Origin of the sequence: Peptoniphilus sp., from assembly GCF_022767005.1 — a bacterium.
Taxonomy (GTDB): Bacteria; Bacillota; Clostridia; order Tissierellales; family Peptoniphilaceae; genus Peptoniphilus_A.
This window is the reverse complement of the sequence record NZ_JALEOV010000056.1, coordinates 1-21883: the sequence shown is the minus strand read 5'-3', so window position 1 is coordinate 21883 and position 21883 is coordinate 1. Positions and strand designations below refer to the sequence as shown.

Genomic DNA, 21883 nt, shown 5'->3' with positions numbered 1-21883 from the left:
CTAAAATTGATTTACCATATCGAAAACTGGTAGTGCAATTGATAACACTATGAATCCAATTATCAATGCCATAATTATTATTAAAATTGGTCCGAGAATCCCTAAAAATTTCTTGTTGTAGTTATTTAATTCTTCGTCATAAAATCCAGACATCACTCTAAAAACTTCTTTTAAGTTTGAAGATTCTTCTCCAACATGAATCATTGAAATTAGAATCTTTGGAAATACATTTATTTTAGCAGCGCTATTATAAAAAGACTCTCCAGATTTTATATTTTTTAAAATTTCTAAAAATTTACTTTTTAGTACGACATTGTTTTCCATATTCAAATGAATTTCAAGACTTCTATCAATTGTAAGTCCTGCACCAAGAAGTAGATCCATGTTAAATGTAAATTTTAAACTCTTTGTCATTCTATAATATTTTGATTTCAAGAACAGTTTGTGAAAGGTTCTCGGATTTTTTCTGTGATATATTAATGTAAAAACTATTAAAAATAATAAAATTAAAATTATGTAAATATAATTTATATACATAAAATTTGAAATATTTAATAAAATTCTTGTTGGAAGTGGCAATAAATTATCATTTGAACTAAAAATTTCACTAAAGTTTGGTATTACATTAATAATCAAAAAATTTATTACAAAAATTGAAGTAATCAAAAGGATAATTGGATAAGCCAAGGCTTCAATGATTTTTGAGTTTGTCTCTCTCTTTTTTATGTAATAATTTGACAAACTGTTAAAAATTTTGCCAAGACTTGATGTGTTTTCTCCAACATATATCATGTTAATGACAAGATTTGGAAAAGCGTGAGTTTTTTCCATAGATTCAGATAGAGAAACTCCGCTTCTGAGATTATCCCTTATATTACTTAATATTTTACTCTTATCTTCAGAAAATTCACAGATTAAAATTTCAAAGGCATTTTCAATATTAATTCCTGAATTTATTAATAGAGCAAGTTGTCTAAATAAAATGTAAAGATCTTCATTTTTAAGCTTTCTTTTAAAATCAAAGGAATTGCTTGATTCAATATTTTCTTCAATTTTTATTGGTCGAAGTCCTTCTCTTTTTAATTTTAGCTTGGCATCTTTAATACTTGCTGCATCAATACTTCCCTTGATTTTTTCACTACCTCTAAAGGCCTTATACTTATAAATCATAATTCCCCAACAGTATTTATGTGTTTAAAATACTCCTCAAAAGTTGTTTCCCCTTTTTTTATTAAACTTAAAATCTCACTTGACAAGGTATTCATACCCTTTTCTATTGCTAAATTTTTAATGTTTTTTATACTTTCACGTCTACTTATCATTTCGCGAATTTCACTATCTATAATCATAATTTCAAAGACCGCTATTCTTCCACTGTAACCGCCATTGCACTTTTCACAACCCCTTGCTCTATATATAAATTCATTGTTAATAAGTGGACTTGTGTTTTTTATTTTTTCTCTACAATGAGGACATAATTTTCTTATAAGTCTTTGTGAAATTACACCAATTAAACCAGCAGAAATCAAATAGGGCTCAATTCCCATGTCAATAAGCCTTCCTATTGATGCTGGAGAATTTTCAGTGTGAAGAGTAGACAAAACTAAGTGCCCCGTAATTGAGGATGAAATTGCAATATGAGCTGTATCTTCATTTCTAATTTCACCAATCATTATTTTATCAGGGTCCATTCTCAGTATAGCTTTTAATCCCCTTTCAAAGGAAAGCCCAGTGTTTTGATTTACTTCGATTTGGTTTATCCCATCAATTTTATATTCAATAGGGTCTTCAATTGTCATAATATTTATGTCTTCATCTTGTATTTTTCGCAAAAGCGTATAAAGTGTCGACGTCTTGCCCGAAGATGTTGGCCCACAAATTAAAATTAATCCCGAAGGCTGACTAATTAAGTTTATTACTTTTTTATAATTTTCACCCACAAGACCTATTCCTTCTGGTGTGTAAGAAATTCTTTGAATGTCTAAAATTCTTAAAACTATTTTTTCACCAGTCCCCGTAGGTGTCGTAGCAACTCTAATGTCTATCTTTTCACCATTAAAGTTAAAACTAAATCTACCATCTTGAGGAAGTCTTTTTTCTGAAATATCTAATTCTGAAAGAATTTTTATTCTAGTTACAAGATGAGGATAAATCTTTTTTGGAAGCTCAATTAATGTATTTAATGCACCGTCAATTCTTATTCTAACGATAATATTTTCAAATCTTGGCTCAATATGAATATCACTGGCATTTCTTTCTACACTTTCCCTTAAAATATAGTTTAAAAGTCTAACCGCAGGAGAATCTTCCTTTTCGTCGATATTACTTGTTGACAAATCCTCATAACTTGAATTAATATCTTCTATTAGAAAATCTTTTTTCTCATCTCTATATATTTTATCTAATTCACTTAAAATTTTATCCTTAGAACTTTCCTCTAAAATTACTTTCCTATGCAATTTTTCTTGAAGATTGTATTTTAAAATTTCGTCAATATTTAAAGAGTAGAAGACAACTATGTCCCCTTCTTCTCTTGCTGGAGCAACGAAATTCTTTCGGCAATAATTTTCGCCAAATATACTTTTAATATCAAAAGAAAAATTACTCACTTTCATCTCTCCTATAATCGCAAGTATTATTGCTACACTTGATTATCTTTTTACCTTTGGATTTCATCTCTGTTAAAATACTATTGCATTTTGGACATCTTTCGTTTATAGGTTTATTCCAAGATACAAATTCGCACTTAGGATATTGGTCGCATCCGTAAAAAATTCTTCCCTTTTTACTTCTTTTAACCACAATTTCTCCCTTGCCACATTCTGGACATTTAACGCCAATTTTTTCTACAAGTGACTTAGTATTTCTACACTCTGGAAAACCTGGACAAGCCAAAAACTTTCCATATCTTCCCATTTTTATAACCATGTTTCGTCCACATTTTTCGCAGATTTCATCAGAGACTTCATCTTCTATTTCAACTTTTTCTATATTTTCATAAGCTTTGTCTAAATCCTTTTTTAAACCATCATAAAAGGATCTAACTAACTCTTTCCATTGTTTTTTACCTGCAGCAATTTCGTCTAATTCAAATTCCATTTCTGCAGTGAATTTTTTATCTACTAAATTTTTAAAATTTTCAACTAGAATTTCATTTACTGTTTGTCCCAATTCTGTTGGTACAAATTTTTTCTCTTCAAGAACTACATAGTATCTACTTTGAAGAGTTGAAATAGTAGGTGAATAAGTTGAAGGCCTCCCTATTCCCAAGGCTTCAAGTTCTTTTATTAGCGATGCTTCATTGTATCTTGGAGGCGGATTTGTAAAATGTTGTTCCTTGTTTATCTCTTTTAATTTTAAAATTTGTCCTTCTTCAAGCAGTGGAATTTCTGTATTTTTTTCATTTGAATAGTTATAGACTCTTAAAAAACCATCAAAAGATAAAATTGAACCTGCAACTTTAAATAATTGAGCTTTTGAAAGAATATCTACGGAAACTGTGTCATAAACAGCATCTGCCATTAGCGATGCTACAAACCTACTCCAAATTAATGAATATAATTTAAACTCATCCTTTGATAGAGAGTCCTTAATAGAATATGGTGTTTTTGTAACATCAGTAGGTCTAATACACTCGTGAGCATCTTGAATATTTTCATTTTTCTTTTTACTCGGTGCGTGCTTTTTCCCTAAATATTCTTTTCCATAATTATTTTCTATAAAATTGAGGCAGGCATTTTGTGCTTCAGCAGAAATTCTCGTAGAGTCCGTTCTCATATAAGTTATAAGACCTACTGAACCTTCTTTTGGAAGTTTTATTCCTTCGTAAAGTCTTTGAGCTACCATCATAGTTTTTTTTGTTGAAAAATTTATTCTCCTTGAGCTGTCTTGTTGCATAGTTGAAGTTGTGAAAGGATTTGGAGACTTCCTTGCTCTCTTTCCCTTCTTTACAGAATCAACAATAAAATTTTCCTTATCAATATTTTTAAGTACATTATTTGCATCATCTTCTGATTTTAATTCAACTTTTTTAGCTTTTCCACTTTCTTTTATTCCATAATAATCAGCTAAAAGTTTTTTTCTTCCAACTCTTAAATCTGCTTGAATAGTCCAGTACTCTTCAGGAATAAAATTATTTATCTCCTCTTCTCTGTCGCATATTAATTTTAAAACTGCAGATTGGACTCTTCCAGCAGAAAGACCAGCCTTTACTTTTTTCCACAATAATGGAGAAATTTGATAACCTGCAAGCCTATCTAATTCACGCCTCGCTTGTTGAGCATCCACAAGATTCATGTCAATTGCCCTTGGATTTTTAATTTCTCTTTTTACAGTGTCCTTAGTTATTTCATTAAAGGTAACTCTATTCTTGTCATCTGGATCCATTTTCAAAATATATGAAAGGTGCCAAGAAATTGCTTCTCCCTCTCTATCGGGGTCGGTTGCAAGAATTATTTTGTCAGCCTTTTTAGCCTCAGATTTAATTTCCTTAATAAGAGGTCCCTTGCCATATATGTTCATATACTGTGGTTCAAAATTATTTTCTATATCTATACCAAGCTTTGATTTTGGTAAATCTCTAACGTGACCAACTGATGCAATTACTTTATAATTTGTTCCAAGCATTTTTTTTATTGTCTTTGCCTTAGTTGGTGACTCGACAATTACTAGATTTTTTGCCAAAATACCATCTCCCTCTTCCTAAAATCTATTTTAAAATTTGAAATTCATTCATAGAAATTTTTTCTATAATGCCTCTAAGTTCCAATTTTGTCAATATCTTGTTTATATAAAATACCTCATTATCTAAATTATTGCAAATGTCGTTAGTGTTATTTATTCCCCTTTGAATTAAATTATACACAGCTAATTCTTCTGCATCCATTTCAACATTTTCTTCGTGAATTTTATTTTTATTTAGATCTGGATAATAATCTAAAATATCCTTTACTTCAACTAGAGGAATTGCACCATCGCGAATTAACTTATTTGTTCCAACAGAATAAATTGAAGTAATATTACCTGGGACTGCAAAAACTTCTTTTCCCTGTTCTGCAGCAAGTCTTGCAGTTATTAAACTTCCACTTTTATCCTTTGCCTCTACCACTACAACGGCTTTTGAAAGACCTGATATAATTCTATTTCTCATTGGAAAGGTAAATTTATTCGCACCTGTCCCCAAAGCAAATTCGCTAATTATTGCACCTTTTTTTGAAATTTCTTCATATAATGCCTTGTTTGACTTTGGATAAATTACATCAATTCCCGTACCCAAAACTGCGATTGTATTTAAATTGTTTTGCAATGCTCTTTTATGTGAGAGTGAATCAATTCCATAAGCCATCCCACTTACAATTGTAAAATCAAAACTGCTTATGGCATCAATTATTTTATTTACAGCCATATTGCCATAAGAAGAATGACTTCTTGCACCAACAAAGGCAATTGGATTATATATTTTTAAATTCCCCTTTACATATAAAACTGAAGGTGGATCTATTATGTATCTAAGAGATTCTGGAAATTCATCATCTAAAATTGTAATAATTTTAACTCCAATTGAGGTGATTTTCTCCTTGACTTTATCAATAATTAATTCAAACTCTGGGGCTTTTTCCATTAATCTGTCGAAACTTCTCTTTGAAAGAACTTTTTCTTCAAAAAAATCAATTTTATCAAAATCTTCAATTGGAATATTATTGTCCATTAAATAATTCAAAATCTTTAAAGAATTTTCGCTAGAAAAATTTATTCCATTTAAAAAAATTAGTAAATCTCTTTTCTCCATTTAATTACCCCAAAACTTTTTGTCCATAGTTCTATACTGTATACTTTCCAAAACATGATCCTCTTTAATATTTTCGCAACCATCCATGTCTGAAATAGTCCTTGAAATTTTTAAAATTTTATTGTAAGTCCTTGCACTCATACCATATTTTTTAAAAGCAAGTTCTAATATTTTTTCCGAATTACTATCTAGCGCACAGTATTTTTTTAATTTATCCTCAGGAATTTCTGAATTGTATTTGAAAGACTCGTCTTTAAATCTATCTCTTTGAATTTCTCTAACATACTTTACTCTTTCCCTTATGACTTCAGAACTTTCGCCTGACCTTTCAGAAGATATTTCCTTATACTTAACTTCAGGAACTTCTAAATGAATATCAATTCTATCGAGTAGAGGATGAGAAATTTTTGAAAGATACCTCTGTATTTCATATGGCGAGCAATTACACTCATGAGTCTTTGAATTGTGATAACCACATGGGCAAGGATTTAATGCCACAATTAGTTGAAAATCTGCAGGATATCTAACGCTGGCATTTGCACGAGATATTATTATATCCTTTGATTCCATTGGTTGACGCAACACTTCTAAAACTGATTTTGAAAACTCTGGCAACTCATCTAAAAATAATACTCCTTTATTTGCAAGAGAAATTTCTCCTGGTTTTGGAATTTTTCCTCCACCAATTAATGATACTGCAGATGCAGTGTGGTGAGGAGCTCTAAAAGGTGGCTTTGTTATAAGTGCATTGTCATCTAAAAGTCCTGAAATTGAATAAATTTTTGTTACTTCTATTGCTTCTTCAAAGTCAAGCTCTGGCAAAATAGTTGGAAATCTCTTTGCCGCCATTGTCTTTCCAGAACCAGGTGAACCTAAAATTAAAATATTTGATTTTGCACAGGCAGAAATTTCAAGTGCTCTCTTTAAATTTTCCTGTCCCTTTATGTCAGAAAAATCTACTTCATAAGAAACTTTTTCCCTAGTAAAACTTCCAACACATCTTTCAATTTTAATTTCTCCTCTTAAAAATGAAACTACTTCTTCTAAAGTTTTTACTGGATAAATTTCAACATCGCTAACTATTACACATTCTTTTCTATTTTCATAAGGCACTATAAATTTCTTGTAGCCCTTTTCACGCATTGAAATTATCATGGGAAGTGCTCCCTGAATTTTATTTATTTTGCCATCAAGCGCAAGTTCACCCATATATATGTAAGGACTGTAGTCGAGCTCTAAATTCTCATCACAACTTAAAAGACTCACCGCAATTGCAAGGTCAAGTTGTGTTCCATCTTTTCTCAAATTAGCAGGAGCTAAATTTATTGTAATTCTCTTTTTTGGAAAGTCGTAGCCAGAATTTTTAATTGCCGATTTTACTCTCTCTGTGGATTCTTTTACTGCAGTGTCAGCAAGTCCTACTAGTATAATTTTTGGCATTCCATTTGAAAGATCAACTTCAACATCAACTGGATATCCATTGAGCCCAGTCAAAGTGCAAGTTTTTGTGCAAGAATACATATTTCCTCCTATTTTTAATCTATTAATTAATTATATTCTACCATGTTTTATGAAAATACTTTCATAATATTTCCATTTTTATTAATTATTTCCCTTTTATTAATGGTTAAAGATGAGGTGTTTTAAATTGACTTCTAATTATTTATTTATTACAATTTAAATAGAGGTGTTTTATTGAGATAAAATGAAAAAGTACTATCATAATTTTAAAATAATATTATTTGCCTTCTTATTGGCGTTATTTCTCAGATTCTTTGTATTTAATGTAGTAATAGTAAATCAAACATCTATGTATCCAACTCTTCATCCAAAAGATGTAATATTATCTAGTTCTTTTTATAAATTTAAAAAAGAATACAAAAGAGGTGATATTATAGTTTTTAAATCTAAGGATGAAAATAAGCTACTCATCAAAAGAATTATTGGGCTTCCAAAGGACAAAATAGAAATAATAGGTGGCTCTGTTTATGTAAATGGAAATCGCTTAAATGAATATTATTTAGTAGATGGTTCATATACATACTCAGATAAAGAAATTTTTTCACTTAATGACGATGAATTATTTGTCCTCGGGGATAATAGAACTTTAAATGGCTCCTATGATTCGAGAAATTTTGGACCTATAAAAACAAATACTGTGGCTTCTAAGCCTTTTTTTAGAATTTTCCCTCTTAATTCTAAAAAATTTATAAATGAAAATTAATTTGATGTAATCAAAAATTTTTTTACTTATAAGGCGAAAATGTTTATAGCTCATATTAACCGATCTCTGTATCTTTGTTATTAAATTTTACACAGAGTTAGTTAATATGAGTTTTTGTTTTTATTTAGTACCTCATTCAATTTTACAATTATCAATCAAAAAAGATAATGCTAATACAAATACTTAATAAAAAAGTGATGAGCAAAATAGAATATCTATTATGCAGCATCACCTTGTTTATTATATTACAAAATTTCCATCCTTAAAGATTTGTACTTTTTCTCCATTTTCCTTTACGCCAACTATTTCTGTACTTGCGTCGCCAACCATGAAGTCCACATGCGTTAATGAATCGTTCATGCCTCTTTCTTTTAATTCTTCAATTGTAAGTTTTTCGCCATTTTCTATACAACTTGGATATGATTTGCCAAGGGCGAAATGGCAGGATGCATTTTCATCGTAAAGTGTGTTGTAAAATAAAACTTTCCTCATAGAAATTGGCGTGTTGTGTGAAACAAGTGCTACTTCTCCAAGTCTCTTTGAACCTTGGTCTGTTTCAATTATATTTTTTAAATATTCTCTTCCACTTTTAGCGTCGTAATCAATTACTTCTCCGTCTTTAAAAACTAAATAAAAGTCTTCAATTAAATTTCCATTGTAATTAAGTGGCATTGTTGAATAAACTTTTCCATTTACTCCATCAAGTCTTGGTGCAGAAAAAACTTCTTCGCTTGGCATATTTGCAATAAATTCTTCGCCATCGCTATTTACATCTCCAGCTCCTGCGAAAATATATCCCTTAGGAAGACAAACTTCAAGGTCAGTTCCCTTTTCTGATTTGTAAATAAGTTTTTCAAATTTATTTTCATTTAAAAATGCACTGTATTTATTCAAATTATTTACATGATTTTCAAGAGCTTTCTCTGGATCTTCTTCGAAAAGTCTTACAGAATTAAAAATTTCAAACCACAATTTTCTCACAGCTTCATCTTCACTTAATTCAGGAAAAACTTTTGTAGCCCATGATGGAATACTTGCTCCAACAACTATCCATGACACATAATTTGCCATCATTTTAGCAGAAAAGTCCTTTAATGCCTTTGACGTTGCAAGATTTGCCTTGAATAATTTTTCAGAGTCAATTCCCTTAAAAACATCTGGGTCAGATCCAGTTATAGAAAGATATTTTGCCTTTTTTCCCATGTAATAATTTTCTTTATCTACTCTATGTTTTGGTATATCAGTTAAAACTTCCACGCTTTCGTTTTCGTATTTTAACTTAGAAATTATTGGATCTCTATAATCCATTACAACTTCTATGGCTCCAAGTTCATAAGCCTTTTTTGTGCAAGTGATAGCAAAATCTCTAGCTTCTATTGGACATCTCACTACAAGTCTGTCGCCCTTTTTGATCTTTAATCCAATCTTTAAAATTAATTCTGCATAAGTTTCTATATAATCATTAACAACGAAATTTTTATAATCCATATTATCTTCCTTTCAATTTATATATAATGTTTATCATCTAAAAAAATAATACAACAAAATGTTTTTATTTGCAAAAAAATACTATTGGATTTACCAATAGTCCAATAGTATTTAGGTTATTTGCTATATTTTTTTGCCAAAAAGTCCTTTGCAACTTGTGGGAATAATGCGTAAGTTAAAACATCTTCTTCACATTTTGCAAGATCTCCAACTTCAGCCTTATATTTATTTAGAGCTGGCTCTAAATGATTTGCAGGTCTATCTGTAATTACTTCAGCATCGCCTATTATAGATTTTCTAAAAGTTTCGTCCACTTCAACTGGAGTTTTTCCATAAAGTCCCTTTAAATAATCCTTGATTTCATTTGGAACCATTTTATATCTCTTTCCAGTCATAACATTAAAGGATGCCTGAGTTCCTACCATTTGACTCATTGGAGTAACTAGTGGCGGATAACCCATGTCTTTTCTAACATTTGGCACTTCTGCAAGAACTTTTTCAAATAAATGCTCTTGCTTTGCAGCAGAAAGCTGTGAGTTTAAATTTGAAAGCATACCACCAGGCACTTGATATATAAGTCCCTTTGGATCAACTGTAAGCATTTTCACTCTCAAAGTTCCATTATTTAAATATTTATTTTTAACTTCTTGGAAATAAGGTGCAAGCTCATTTAAAATATCTAAGTTTAGGTCAACCTTATATCCAGCTTCCTTTAAAATTATCGCAAGAGTTTCTGTTGGAGGCTGACTTGTTCCGCCAGAGAATGGTGAAAGGGCAGTGTCTAAAATATCTGCACCTTCTTCAACACCTTTAAGATAAGTCATAGAACCACATCCAGTAGTTTCGTGAGTGTGAAGTTCTATTGGTATATCAATTACTTTTCTAAGTGACTTAACTAAATCTCTTGATGTTGGTGGAGTCAATATTCCCGCCATATCTTTAATTGCTATTGAATCTGCGCCCATTTCTTGAACATTTTTGGCAAGATTTGTAAAATATTCTATTGTATGAATTTCTGATGTAGTGTAACAAATTGCAACCTGTGCCTCTGCACCAGCTTTTTTAGCTGCTTTAAGTGAAGTTTCAATATTTCTGAGGTCATTTAATGCGTCAAAAATTCTAATAATATCCACACCGTTTTTAACAGAAAGTTCAACAAACTTTTCTACAACATCATCAGGATAATTTTTATATCCCAAAAGATTTTGACCTCTAAGAAGCATTTGAGTCTTTGTATTTTTTAAATGAGATTTAATATTTCTAATTCTTTCCCATGGATCTTCATCTAAATATCTTATACATGAATCAAAAGTCGCTCCTCCCCAACATTCGAGAGCCTTGTATCCAACTTTATCAAGCTTATCAAGTGCAGGTTCCATATCCTTATAAGTCATTCTCGTTGCCATTAATGATTGATGAGCATCGCGAAGAATAGTATCGACAAATTCAATTTTTTTCATAAATCCTCCTAATAATTAATCGAAAGATATCTCTTATTTATATTTTTAGTATAACATAATTTATTTAAAAATTTCATTAAATAAATGCTTTCCTCACAAATTATTTTTGTCAGATTATAAAGTTTTCTGATTTCTATTTTTTTCTTTACAAAAACCTCTATTTCTAGTATAATGCTATCGGCTTATAAATTATCGCGGCGAAAATTTATAGGAGTTTGATAAAAATGGCAAAAATGATGGATCCAAAGTTCAAGCAATCAAGAAGACTTGGACTAAATGTATGTGGTCACCCAAAGGCAATGAAAAGAGCAACAAAGGGTACTGCAAGAAGTGATAAAAAACTTACTGAATATGGTAAGCAACTTTTAGAAAAACAAAGACTTAGAGCATACTACGGTGTACTTGAAAGACAATTTGTTAATCTATTCAAAGAAGCTCAAAGAACTCAAGGTCAAACTGGTCCTAACTTAGTAACATTTCTTGAAAGAAGACTTGATAATTTATGTTACAGAATGGGCTTTGCATCTTCAATTAGACAAGCAAGACAAATGGTTACTCATGGTCACTTAACTGTAAATGGAAAGAAAGTAAATATTCCTTCTTACAGATGTGAAGCATCTGATGTAATTGCATTATCTGCTAAGGGAAGAAAAGTTGATTTATTTAAAGAAAACTACAACACTAACATTGTTGTAAACTATCCTTATATTTCTAAGGACGAAGACTTTAAAGCAACTTTAGTTTCTCTACCTAATAGAGAAGATATTCCAATAGAAATTGAAGACCAATTAATCGTTGAATTTTATTCAAAGAATATGTAATGACAACGAAGAAGACCCCTCAAAGGGTCTTTTTTATTGTAAACTTTTCTTTTTTAAAAAACTTACATATATAAGTAAAAGCCGAACGTATGCTCGGCTTTTTTATAGAATTTGTGACAAGAGTACACAAGTTTTATTTTATAAATTGACTAAAGAAAATAATTACAATAACAATTGGTGAAATATACTTTATACTTACATTCATCCACATTCTTACGAAGGGACTTTTTATATTTGCTGCTTCAAGTAAATTTTCCATTTTCCACGCTCTTGCAGAAAAAAGTGCAATTAGAAGACATCCAATTACTAAAATGTAATTACTTTCCACATTGTCTATGAATGCAAAGGCTGGGTCATAGAAAGTAGATAATGCTGCAATTCCAATTATAATAACACTCGCTAATATCAATGCTTTTATTCTATCTAACTTAAATCTCTCCATAAATTGTCCAACGATTGCTTCTAATACGCCAACAGATGAAGTGAAAGCTGCAATGTAAAATCCAAAGTAAAACAAAATTGAAAGCACCCTACCAAAAGGCACCACATTAAAGGCAAGTGGAAGAGTCAAAAATGTAAGTCCAACTCCTTCTCCCGGTGTAAGTCCAGTAGCAAATACAATTGGAAGAATCATAAGTCCAGATAAAATTCCTGCAAATACAAGTGCAAGACATATTACTGATGAATCCTTAAAAATATTTTCGTCTTTTTCCTTAATATAAGATCCAAAAACCATGGAACCTAACATTGCAAGACCAAGTGCAAAAAACGCCTGACCTAGACATACAATAACTGAATTCATTGAGAATTTAGAAAAATCTGGTTTAAATAAAAACTTAACGCCATCAATTGCACCAGGAAGTCTTAATCCAAAGATTATTATTACAACCATAATTACAAATAAAATTGGAATTAAAATTTTTGAAACTCTTTCAATTCCCTTTTGAACTCCCAAAATAATTACTGCGTCATTTAATAGGAAGTTAATTAAGAAAAACAAAAATACTATTGGTTTATTTGCATTAAAAGTATCAAAATAATTTTGTATACCTTCGCTTGTAAGTCCAACGAAATCTCCACTTATAGCTCCAGCAATATATTTTATAATCCATGCATAAATAACTGAAGTATATCCCACTATAATTAATGCTGCAAGTGTGTGAAGATATCCTGACAAGTACCATTTAGTATTTGGTTTAAGAGTCTTATAGGCATCTATTGCTGCGTTTCCCGTTGCATAACCTATGGTAACCTCACAAGTCATAAGAGGAATTCCTATTACTAAAATAATTAAAATATATAAAAATATAAAAATTGCTCCACCATTTTCGCCAACTACATAAGGAAATCTCCAGAGAGTTCCTATTCCAAGGGCAAGGCCAATGGCAACCATAATAAATCCAAGGATCGATGAAAATCCTTCATTTTGCTTTGACATACACTCCTCCTTTTTTTGTATACTAGAAATACTATCACAAAATTAATATTTTTTAAATAGATAAAAGCGTTAAAGTATTGTTTTCTACTAAATTTAATAAATTATTTCAATAAAATTTACTTTTTTATAATTAAGGGTATAATTTTATTAGGTGATATTATGAAAAAAGACATTGAATATGTAAAACTCGTTACTTCTACCAATAAACTCTTATTTGATGAAATTTGTGCCTTCTTAGAAGACAATTCCATTCCCTATTTTGTAAAGGACGAAGGCGATTATATGAGGTTAATTTCTGGATTTTCACTTTACGAAAAGGGAATTTATGTTTCAGAAAATGATTTTGATACTGCCAACGAACTTTTAGTTTACTTTATGAATGATAATGACGACAATGACGATTTGATCTTTGATTAATTTATTTATTGCAAAACAATAAAGACTTATATGAAATGTATCAGTTTTTTATCGTTTTGCAATAATATTTTCCTATTTAATATTTTCCTATTTCCTGCTTCGCTTATATTAATTTGTTTTTATTTAAAAAATTCAACATCTGTTAATTTTAACATCTATTTTAGCTTTATATTTTAGCTAAACTAAACTCTCAAAAATTTATAGCTAATAAAATGATTTTCCCTCTAAAACACAAAATTCTTGAAACTAAATCAACTTAAAATAAAAATATATTCTTTTTAATTATTGAATTAAATTCTAATTACCTAAACATTAACAGAGAATAATTTATATGTTAAAAGTTTACAAAAATAAAAACCCGGGGAATCCCCGAGCCTTAATTTAATAATTCTTTAGCAATAACATTAACTTGTTTGCCATCTGCTTTGCCCTTAATTAAAGGCATTACAATTTTCATTAATTTACCAATATCCTTCATTGATGTTATTTCATTTTCGTCAATTACTTTTTTTATAATTTCTTTTAATTCTTCATCTGATAATTGCTCAGGTAAGTATTCAAGTAGTATTTCGATTTCATCATTAGTTTGCTTAACTAAATCTTCTCTATTACCCTTTTTAAACTCTTCAATTGACGACTTTTTTTCTTTTAGCTGTTTTGAAATGATATTTTCAATATCAGAATCATTGAGCTCAACTCGTTCATCTACTTCTTTTTGTTTAATAGCTGCACGAACCATGGTGATAACATCTTTTCGAAGTTTATTTTTACTTTTCATAGCTTCTTTTAAATCAGCCATGAGTCTCTCTTTTAGAGACATAAGAACACCCTCTTTAATATCTGTGTTTTTTTCTGCGTGCCTCTTCGGATTTTTTCTTCCTTCTAACACTTGGTTTTTCGTAATGTTCTCTCTTTCTTACTTCTTTGAGAACTCCACTTGTGGCACATTGTCTTTTGAATCTTTTAAGAGCATTGTCTAAAGATTCGTTTTCACCAACCCTGATTTCGGACATTTTTTAACCTCCTCTCGTAGAAAAGAGTAGCCTTACGGCCAATGTAGGTTTATTATACTCTATAAATCCCAAAATTTCAATAATATTTTTAGTTTTTAAAATTTTTGTCTTTGTTTAGTAAATAAGTTATTCCTAAAACTGTTAATGATATCAAAATTTTTACAACTAGCATAATTATAAATTGCCAAGATAGTGGATTTAGTATTACGTCCCCAAGTAATGTGTTAGTTATTACTCCTATTGAAGAACCGAGAAGTGAAGATACTATGTATTTTAAATAATTTGTCTTGCAGGCACCAAAATAAAAACTCAATATATCGCAGGGAAACCATCCAATTAATCGTATAATAAAACTTGCTAAAAATTCATTCTTATTTTGCATCTCAATTACTTTTTCTATTTTTGGATATTTCTTTTTAATATAATCTATCTCTTCTGTTCCAGACCACCTTCCAAGGACAAAGGGTATTGTAAGTGTAACTGCAAGTCCCAAATAGCTTATTAAAACCGCCTTTATTGGTTCAAATAATATCCCACTTGCAACATATAGTGATGGAAGAGGAATAATTATAGTTAAACTTTTTACTGCAAAAAGACTTATTAAAGAAATAATTGATTTCTTTGGATTGCCTAAAGATTTTTCTGTAATACTCTCTATGCTTACATTTCCACTACGTGTTAAAAGTAGAACTATTACAATGGAAATAAAAGAAATTAATGCAACTATTTGAATTTTTCTAAATCTTCTTTTAACATTTTCATCTTTTTCGTTAAAATTTTTATTGTTTTTTATATTATTATCTCTAATAGAATATATTTTTGACTTGAATTTACCCATAATAATTATCAACTCAATTTCTATTAATATTTTCTAAAGTAAGAATATTTTTTGCATCCCTTCTACCCATTTCGTAGAGATTTTCTAGCTGTGCGTGATCCTGTGTCAAAGTTTTTAAATTACCAATATATTCTGGAGCGACAATTATAACTTTATTTTTATTCTCAAGTTCAATTGCTTCTCTCAAACTTTCATTATAGATATGCGACCTCCTTGCGAAAGCTTTTGCAGCTATTGGATAATTTTTTCTCAAAATCCTGACAAATTTTTTATCCTTTCTTGCTTTTCTAAAATAATCTCTTGGTCTTGTAAGAACTATGATTACTTTGTCACATCCTGCATCAAAGGCTCTTTTAAATGGAATGGGATCGCTTAATCCTCCATCAAAATATGGAATTCCCTTTATTTCATAGGGTTCACAAAGAACTGGCACACAACAAGACGCCTTTATTGGATCATAATTATCTATTGTAAGATCGCTTTTGCTAAAATATTTTGCTTTTCCAGTACTAGCATCTGTTGCAACTATCTCGAAGTCCATTGGATTTTCCTTTAGTGTTTTGTAATCTAGTGGATATTCCCCATTAGAACCGCTGAGATCTGAATAGATATAATCTAAATCGATGTATGATCCAGTTCTTAGATAATTTTTAAAACTCATATATTCTTTTCGAAAGGCATAATTATTGTAAAATACAAAATTTCTCCTAGGTTGCTTTGCAAGAAAGGAAGCACCATTAGCAGCACCAGCTGACACACCAATAAAATAATCTCCGCCAATGTTTTCTTCCATCAAATAATCAAAAACTCCTGCACCATAAATTCCTCGAGTTCCACCGCCTACATCTACAAATCCTAACTTCATAATTCATCTTCTTTCTTTATGTATTAAAATGTATTAAAAAATTTATTATTTTTATATATAGTATATAATATATTTATTAAACTTAGTATGGTCAAAGACATAAGAATGTTTAAATTTTTTAATACTAATTAAGTCTTTGAAAAAATGCTACAAGTAAAACTCATAGCATAATCTCTCTTATATTTAATTATTAGCCCGGTGGCCACTGTAAACTTCGTCCACCTAGTACGTGGAAATGAAGATGATCTACACTTTGACCTCCATCTTCTTTGCAATTATTTACAATTCTGTATCCCTTAGTAAGTCCTTCTTCCGCACAAATTTTTTTTGCAACTAAAAATACATGGCCTATTAATTCCTTGTGTCTTTCCTCAAGTTCATCTGCTGATGCAATATGTTCCTTTGGCACAATTAAAAAATGCGTTGGAGCTTGCGGGTCTATGTCTCTAAAAGCATACACAAGATCATCTTCATAAATTTTGTCTGAAGGAATCTCTCCACTTATTATTTTACAAAATAAACAGTCCATTACTACCTCCTTATAGCTTCAACTTCTTTGCAAAGTTCATTCCACTGACAATCTTTGCAAATTTCCTCTCGTCTATCTTTACTAAATATTATATCACAGGTTAAAGTTCTAATGTCATTCCAAAAATATTTTTCATCTGAGCTTAAATTTAAAATTTTTAAAACTTTCTCATCATAGTTCTTTACTTTTTCATTACTTTTACAGTAATCTCCAAGATTTTCAGGGCAGTGTTTACAAATATCATCTAAGTCTTTTATTAATTTTACCCCTGAATTTTCCCTTAATTTTTTTATAACTTCACTCATGTTTTTTGAAAAGTCTTCGCTATAACCTTTGTTCACAAAGTTTTCTGTGCAAAGTAAATGATGCGCCCTTATTTTTAACATTTAATCACCAATAATTTCACAATTTGCAATTTCACCAGTGTCTAAAATTTTTACATTTTTTATTTTATTTTTTAAATTCACATTACTTTTTGTCTTAACTCTAATGTAATTTGTTGTGTAACCATAATACTCTCCATCATGTTCTTCTTCAAATAAAACCGACTGAGAATTTTTCATATTTTCCCTTTCAAAAATTTCTTGATACTTTTCTCCAAGAGCAATTAATTTTTCTGACCTTTCTTTTTTTAAATTGCCATCAATTTGGTTTGGCATTACAGCTGCCTTTGTATTCTTTCTCTTAGAATATTTGAAAACGTGAATTCTTGAAAACCCGACTTCCCTTACTATATTCATAGAATCCTCAAAGTCTTTTTCGCTCTCACCAGGAAATCCCACAATTATATCAGTGGTAAGACCTGCATTTGGCATATATTCTCTAATAATATTTGCTTTCTCAATATAATCTTCTCTAGTATATCTTCTGTTCATTGCACTTAGGATATTATTGGATCCACTTTGCAAGGACAAGTGAAAGTGATCACAAAGCTTTCCAGTCTTTACTGCCCTTTTCATAAAATCGTGTGAAATAATTATTGGCTCAACAGATGAAAGTCTAATCCTCTCAAATCCATCAACTTCTGCAATACTTTCTATTAAATCTATTAACCTAATATCGCCAATGTCCATGCCAAAGGATCCAATATGAATTCCCGTCAAGACAATTTCTTTAAAGCCACGATTAGCAAGTGTCTTTGCTTCTCTCACTGAATCTTCAATTGTTCTAGACCTAATTGGACCTCTCGCAAAGGGAATTATACAATAAGTGCAAAATCTATTGCATCCATCTTGTACCTTCATGTAGGCACGAGTTCTGTTGTTGCTGTCAAAGTTTGTAGTATTTGCAAATTCACGGATATTTTTTAAATCCTTTACAATATTTATTTTTTTATGAGATTCCCTAGACTCTTCTATTAAATCAACAATTTTATCTCTTTCAGTAGTTCCAATTACTACATCTACACCATCAATGTTTTTAACTTCTTCTGGGCTTACTTGTGAATAACAGCCCACAACTGCAATTACAGAATCTGGATTTTTCTTTTTTGATTTTCTAATAAATTGTCTTGATTTTCTATCTGATAAATTTGTAACTGTGCAAGTATTTACAATGTACACATCGCTAAATTCATCGTTATCAACTTGTTTATAGCCTCTCTTTTCAAAAATTTCGCTCATAGCTTCTGATTCATATTGATTTACTTTACAGCCAAGAGTTAAAATTGAAAAAGTTTTTTCCATTACTCACACTCCTTCGCATGTATTATATAAAAAGATGCAGTGATTGCAGCTGTCTCTGCTCTCAAAATTCTCTTTCCAAGACCAACTTTTTTTGCATCCTTTAAAACTTTAAGTTCTCTATCCGATATTCCTCCTTCAGGTCCAATTACAAGTCCTATATTGTCGCCTAAATTTGATATAATTTCTCCAAGCTGATTTTTATTTTCATCTTCATAGCAAAGGACTATGTCTCCCTTAAAATTTAAAATATCATCAGTCTTTATTATATCGTGGACTATTGGGATAATATCTCTCTTAGATTGTTTTGCCGCAGACTCCACAATTTTTTGAAATCTTTCTTTTTTCTTGTCTACTTTTTTTGAAAGGTCAGAAATTGTCCTATCCATTAAAACTGGATAAAAATCGCAAACCCCTATTTCTGTTGCGTGACGCAACACATCTTCTGATTTATTATTTTTTAAAACACCAAAAAATAAAGAAAGTCTTACCTTTGATTCATTTGAATCTTCTACCCTGCCAATTTTTTTTATTTTTTCATCAAAATATGCAAAGGAAAAAATTCCGTCTTCAAATACAACTTGAAACTCTTCACCGTCATTAATTCTAATTACATTTTTTAGATGATGAAGAGTTTCCTCCTTTAAGTTTGTATTTCCTTCAAATTTTCTATCCTCAAAAAATCTATACATTTAATTTTCCCACAATGGCAACCCAGTCATTTTTTTCAATTTCATCTACTATTTCAAATCCATTGTCCTTTAGAGCATCAATTACCATTTGTCTTCTTTCTTTAATAATTCCTGAAGTTATAAAAATTCCACCATTATCCATGTGGTTTTTCAAATTTTTAATTTCATCTACAATTATTTCTGCAATTATATTTGAAACAATTAAATCTGCTCTTCCCTTTACAATGTCGAGAAGATTTCCCTTTTTGATTTCCATTTTATCTTCTACACCATTTAATTTTGCATTTTCATAAGATGCTTGAATGCACTTCTCGTCAATGTCTATGGCGAGGGCTTTTTTTGCACCAAGTTTAAGTGCTGCAATTGCAAGTATGCCAGAACCACATCCAATGTCAAAAATTTCGTCATCTTCACGCACATATTTTTCCAAAAGTTCAAGACACATATAAGTGGACTCGTGAGTTCCAGTGCCAAATGCCATTCCTGGATTTATTTTTATAATTTTTCTTTCACTTTCATACTCTTCCCATTCAGGGACTACTGCTAAGCTTTCTCCGATTTCAAGAGGTTTGTAATATTTTTTCCAATTATTAGCCCAATCCTCGTCGTCTTTTTCTTCTATTGTCAAGCTTCCTAAATTTTTATCTTCAATTTCTGTTTTTATTTTTTTAGCATCTTCTAAATTTCCTGGATAAACTTTTATTTCAAAAACATTTTTATCTGAATTTAAAAGAGGATAATCTATAAAATCCCAATCTTTCTCATCTTGGTCAAGCTCCTCAAATAAATCACTGGAAACTTCTTCACAGTTATAAATTCCATAGTCAAAAAGAATGCCTTCTATTAAATCTTTTTTATCCTTTGAAGTATCTATTGTCATTTCAATGTATTTCAATCTAATCACCTGAATTCATTATATATTACCTTAAATTTTTATACAATTTAAAAAATGCGAATCAGTGATCCGCATTAGTCAAATAAATCCTTTAACTTGTCTAAAAATGATTTTTTATTTTCTTCAACTTCTGGCTCAGTTTCTCTTAATTCTTCCAAAAGTTTTCTCTGCTCATCAGATACTTTCTTTGGAATAATAATATTAACTTTGAAGAATAAATCTCCTCTTTGATTTTCCCTATTTACATAGGGAACACCTTCGCCTTTTAGTCTAAAAACAGTTCCACCAGTTGTGCCCTTAGGTATATCATAATCTACTATTTTTTTAAGTGTTGGAACTTTTATCTTTGCTCCAAGGACAGCATCTGGATAGGAAATTGGAATGTCAAGATAAATGTCATTGCCTTCTCTTTTGAAAACTGCATCAGATCTTACTCTAATGTAGACAAAGACATCCCCATTTTCTCCGCCATTTTCACCAACAGAACCCTGACCTCTTAGCGAAATAATATTGCCAGTGTCTACACCCTTAGGAATATTTACTTTTAATTTTTTACTCTTTAAGACTGTACCTTTGCCTCCACATTTTTTACATGGCTTCTCTATAACTTCGCCAGTTCCATTACACTTGTCACATGATGAAGTCCTAACAAATCTACCAAAAGGTGTGTTTTGTTCTGAAGTTACTTGACCAGTTCCATTGCACTTGTCGCACTTGTGCTTTTCTGTTCCCGGTTCCATTTTAGTTCCATTACAATGTTCACACTTTTCTTTTACCTTTACAGTAATTTCTTTTTCAACGCCAAAAATTGCTTCAAAAAAATCCAAAGTTACATCCACTCTAGTGTCTGGTCCCTTCTTTGGTATGTCCTTTCTATTTGTATATTCATATCTATTGGATCTTGAACCTCCAAAAATATCAAAAATATCGTCAAAAATATCAGAGAATCCCCCAAAACCGCCAGCACCAGAACCACCAACATTACCTTTTAAACCTTCTTCTCCGTAGACATCGTAAATTTGTCTTTTTTCGTCATCAGAAAGAACCTCATAGGCATAAGAAATTTCTTTGAACTTTGCCTCTGCATCTTCGTCTCCTGGATTTAGGTCTGGGTGATACTTTTTCGCGAGCTTTTTATAAGATTTCTTCAATTCTTCTTTTGTTGCATTTTTTTTAACTTCAAGAATTTCATAAAAATTTCTCATCTTTCACCTCATTAGTTTTTCATTCTAATATAAAGTCTTGAAAAAATAAAGTTTATTTTAAAATTTGCTAAAAATCTCTAAATTAATTATTAAAAATATAACAAATTAACTTTTAAACATAAAAAAAGTTGCAGCCTAAACTGCAACAATTTTATTTAATTATTATTCTTCGTCATCATCTACAACTTCGTAGTCTGCGTCAACTACATCGTCATCATGTTTTGCTTCAGATGCTCCTGAGCCAGCTTGTCCTTGTGCACCTTGTTGTTTATAAATTTCTTCAGAGATTGCATAGAAAGCTTGAGTTAGTTCTTCAGTCTTAGACTTAATTGCTTCAAGATCCTCGCCATCTTTTACGTCTTTAAGGTTCTTGATTGCATCTTCAATCTTAGTCTTATCAGCATCTGAAATTTTTCCTTCAACATCTTTTAATGTGTTTTCAGATTGATAGATAATTGAGTCAGCATTATTCTTTGCTTCAATTAATTCCTTCTTCTTAGCATCTTCTTGAGCGTACATTTCAGCTTC

General features: G+C 30.4%; 22 protein-coding genes. 3 read left to right on the top strand and 19 right to left on the bottom strand.

From position 1 onward, the window contains the following. The 5 genes from MR285_RS04575 to MR285_RS04555 are packed head-to-tail and all read right to left on the bottom strand — an operon-like array spanning window position 1 to window position 7309. Window positions 1-1170: a type II secretion system F family protein gene (locus MR285_RS04575; protein ID WP_293558485.1), complete on the bottom strand. Its 1170-nt coding sequence runs from the start codon at window positions 1168-1170 to the stop codon at window positions 1-3. Beyond that, complete coding sequence (locus MR285_RS04570; RefSeq protein WP_293558483.1) at window positions 1167-2615, bottom strand: GspE/PulE family protein; 1449 nt, start codon at window positions 2613-2615, stop codon at window positions 1167-1169. Before MR285_RS04570 ends, MR285_RS04575 begins: the two co-directional genes overlap by 4 nt. Then, window positions 2602-4683, bottom strand: a complete 2082-nt coding sequence (gene topA, locus MR285_RS04565; RefSeq protein ID WP_293558481.1) for a type I DNA topoisomerase — start codon at window positions 4681-4683, stop codon at window positions 2602-2604. The genes MR285_RS04570 and topA overlap by 14 nt, the downstream gene beginning before the upstream one ends. A gap of 25 nt (window positions 4684-4708) precedes the next feature. Next, the gene (gene dprA, locus MR285_RS04560) at window positions 4709-5788 is read right to left on the bottom strand and encodes a DNA-processing protein DprA (RefSeq protein WP_293558479.1); all 1080 of its coding nucleotides are present in this window, start codon (window positions 5786-5788) and stop codon (window positions 4709-4711) included. After that, window positions 5789-7309, bottom strand: a complete 1521-nt coding sequence (locus MR285_RS04555) for a YifB family Mg chelatase-like AAA ATPase (RefSeq protein WP_293558477.1) — start codon at window positions 7307-7309, stop codon at window positions 5789-5791. A 184-nt stretch (window positions 7310-7493) separates the two neighbouring features. Here MR285_RS04555 and lepB point away from each other — a divergent pair, with 184 nt between their 5' ends. Then, window positions 7494-8012, top strand: a complete 519-nt coding sequence (lepB, locus tag MR285_RS04550) for a signal peptidase I (RefSeq protein ID WP_293558475.1) — start codon at window positions 7494-7496, stop codon at window positions 8010-8012. A gap of 240 nt (window positions 8013-8252) precedes the next feature. Here the strand turns inward: lepB and MR285_RS04545 are convergent, their stop codons facing one another. Both MR285_RS04545 and MR285_RS04540 read right to left on the bottom strand, forming a co-directional pair. Beyond that, window positions 8253-9500: an aminopeptidase gene (locus MR285_RS04545; protein ID WP_293558474.1), complete on the bottom strand. Its 1248-nt coding sequence runs from the start codon at window positions 9498-9500 to the stop codon at window positions 8253-8255. 116 nt (window positions 9501-9616) lie between these two features. Continuing rightward, window positions 9617-10960, bottom strand: coding sequence for an oxaloacetate decarboxylase subunit alpha (locus MR285_RS04540; protein WP_293558472.1), 1344 nt, complete (start codon window positions 10958-10960; stop codon window positions 9617-9619). A gap of 224 nt (window positions 10961-11184) precedes the next feature. Here MR285_RS04540 and rpsD point away from each other — a divergent pair, with 224 nt between their 5' ends. After that, window positions 11185-11781, top strand: coding sequence for a 30S ribosomal protein S4 (rpsD, locus tag MR285_RS04535; protein WP_075658955.1), 597 nt, complete (start codon window positions 11185-11187; stop codon window positions 11779-11781). 133 nt (window positions 11782-11914) lie between these two features. Here the strand turns inward: rpsD and MR285_RS04530 are convergent, their stop codons facing one another. Further along, window positions 11915-13219, bottom strand: a complete 1305-nt coding sequence (locus MR285_RS04530) for a sodium-dependent transporter (RefSeq protein WP_293558469.1) — start codon at window positions 13217-13219, stop codon at window positions 11915-11917. 159 nt (window positions 13220-13378) lie between these two features. Between MR285_RS04530 and MR285_RS04525 the strand changes: the two genes are divergently transcribed. Next, a complete protein-coding gene (locus MR285_RS04525; RefSeq protein WP_293558467.1) occupies window positions 13379-13636 on the top strand; it encodes a DUF2007 domain-containing protein in 258 nt (85 codons plus the stop codon). Window positions 13637-14012: 376 nt separating this feature from the next. Here the strand turns inward: MR285_RS04525 and MR285_RS04520 are convergent, their stop codons facing one another. The 11 genes from MR285_RS04520 to MR285_RS04470 all read right to left on the bottom strand — a co-directional run. Then, window positions 14013-14456, bottom strand: coding sequence for a GatB/YqeY domain-containing protein (locus MR285_RS04520; protein ID WP_293558465.1), 444 nt, complete (start codon window positions 14454-14456; stop codon window positions 14013-14015). 13 nt (window positions 14457-14469) lie between these two features. Beyond that, window positions 14470-14649, bottom strand: coding sequence for a 30S ribosomal protein S21 (rpsU, locus tag MR285_RS04515; protein WP_005957648.1), 180 nt, complete (start codon window positions 14647-14649; stop codon window positions 14470-14472). Window positions 14650-14737: 88 nt separating this feature from the next. After that, window positions 14738-15487, bottom strand: a complete 750-nt coding sequence (locus MR285_RS04510; RefSeq protein WP_293558459.1) for a TVP38/TMEM64 family protein — start codon at window positions 15485-15487, stop codon at window positions 14738-14740. Window positions 15488-15500: 13 nt separating this feature from the next. Further along, complete coding sequence (locus tag MR285_RS04505) at window positions 15501-16352, bottom strand: patatin family protein (protein ID WP_293558457.1); 852 nt, start codon at window positions 16350-16352, stop codon at window positions 15501-15503. Window positions 16353-16542: 190 nt separating this feature from the next. Further along, complete coding sequence (locus tag MR285_RS04500) at window positions 16543-16881, bottom strand: histidine triad nucleotide-binding protein (protein ID WP_293558455.1); 339 nt, start codon at window positions 16879-16881, stop codon at window positions 16543-16545. A 2-nt stretch (window positions 16882-16883) separates the two neighbouring features. Beyond that, window positions 16884-17267 (bottom strand): DUF1284 domain-containing protein, encoded by a 384-nt coding sequence (locus tag MR285_RS04495; RefSeq protein WP_293558453.1) that lies wholly within the window; start codon window positions 17265-17267, stop codon window positions 16884-16886. Then, on the bottom strand, window positions 17268-18566 hold the full coding sequence (gene mtaB / locus MR285_RS04490; protein ID WP_293558451.1) for a tRNA (N(6)-L-threonylcarbamoyladenosine(37)-C(2))-methylthiotransferase MtaB: 1299 nt from the start codon (window positions 18564-18566) through the stop codon (window positions 17268-17270). After that, window positions 18566-19255 (bottom strand): 16S rRNA (uracil(1498)-N(3))-methyltransferase, encoded by a 690-nt coding sequence (locus tag MR285_RS04485; RefSeq protein ID WP_293558449.1) that lies wholly within the window; start codon window positions 19253-19255, stop codon window positions 18566-18568. The genes mtaB and MR285_RS04485 overlap by 1 nt, the downstream gene beginning before the upstream one ends. Further along, entirely contained in the window at window positions 19248-20150 is a 903-nt protein-coding gene (gene prmA, locus MR285_RS04480) for a 50S ribosomal protein L11 methyltransferase (protein ID WP_293558447.1), read from the bottom strand. The genes MR285_RS04485 and prmA overlap by 8 nt, the downstream gene beginning before the upstream one ends. Before the next feature lie 74 nt (window positions 20151-20224). Continuing rightward, on the bottom strand, window positions 20225-21355 hold the full coding sequence (gene dnaJ, locus MR285_RS04475; RefSeq protein WP_293558445.1) for a molecular chaperone DnaJ: 1131 nt from the start codon (window positions 21353-21355) through the stop codon (window positions 20225-20227). Window positions 21356-21517: 162 nt separating this feature from the next. After that, a partial coding sequence (locus MR285_RS04470) for an Hsp70 family protein (RefSeq protein WP_293558443.1) occupies window positions 21518-21883 on the bottom strand: 366 nt, incomplete at its 5' end.